This is a genomic window from Brucella grignonensis, from assembly GCF_002252505.1.
GTDB lineage: Bacteria > Pseudomonadota > Alphaproteobacteria > Rhizobiales > Rhizobiaceae > Brucella > Brucella grignonensis.
This window is the reverse complement of the sequence record NZ_NNRL01000130.1, coordinates 1-667: the sequence shown is the minus strand read 5'-3', so window position 1 is coordinate 667 and position 667 is coordinate 1. Positions and strand designations below refer to the sequence as shown.

Sequence of the window (667 nt, the reverse complement as noted above, 5' to 3'; positions counted from 1 at the left end):
GGCGAGCACGGCCGGGATCAGCGGCAAGGAAGGCGAGATCATGCGCAAGACTATGCCGTGGACGCTGGCGGCCTTCATTCTCACAGGCATCGCGACGGTGCTGCTCCTCATGGTCGGTGAATAAGGGAGAAACGCCATGCTGAATCTGCTCAAGAACCGGGTCGCCTATCTGAGCCTGTCCTTCGCATTGCTGATGGGCTCCTTGCCATTGATCAGCCGAGGCACAACGGGTGGCCCTGAATATCTTTGGTGGATCGGGCTCGCTGCGCTCTGTGCAGGCGCGGCAATCCCTCCCGTCCAGCGCCTGTTCTTTTCCACGAAGTGAGCTTCGATCCATCTCTGCCTGGCGGCGCGAGCCGTTCGACAAGGAGTAATTCATGAGCCATCATCGAGGACCGCGCACCGGCCGTCCGCCCGTTCTTGCGTCTCGCGGCATCGTATCCACGCCCCACTACCTGGCATCGGCCTCCGGTCTCGATGCTCTGCGTCGGGGTGGTAGCGCCGTCGACGCGGCGATCGCCGCCAACGCGACGCTGTGCGTCGCGTATCCGCATATGGCGGGATTGGGCGGAGATGGGTTCTGGCTCATCGCCGGTCCGCAGGTTGAAGGCGTGCAGGCGATCGATGCCTCCGGACCGGCTGCCGCCGCTGCGACACGGGATTACTA

General features: G+C 63.6%; 2 protein-coding genes. Both read left to right on the top strand.

The window, feature by feature from the left end; all coding sequences use genetic code 11:
- Positions 1-136: 136 nt before the first annotated feature.
- The gene (locus CEV33_RS01560; RefSeq protein WP_094538731.1) at positions 137-325 is read left to right on the top strand and encodes a hypothetical protein; all 189 of its coding nucleotides are present in this window, start codon (positions 137-139) and stop codon (positions 323-325) included.
- A gap of 52 nt (positions 326-377) precedes the next feature.
- On the top strand, positions 378-667 hold a 290-nt coding region (locus CEV33_RS01555; RefSeq protein WP_235818336.1), incomplete at its 3' end, for a gamma-glutamyltransferase.

Excerpts from the sequence above, each read along its gene's own strand:
- CEV33_RS01560 (WP_094538731.1), top strand. The coding sequence starts at position 137 with ATGCTGAATCTGCTCAAGAACCGGGTCGCCTATCTGAGCCTGTCCTTC.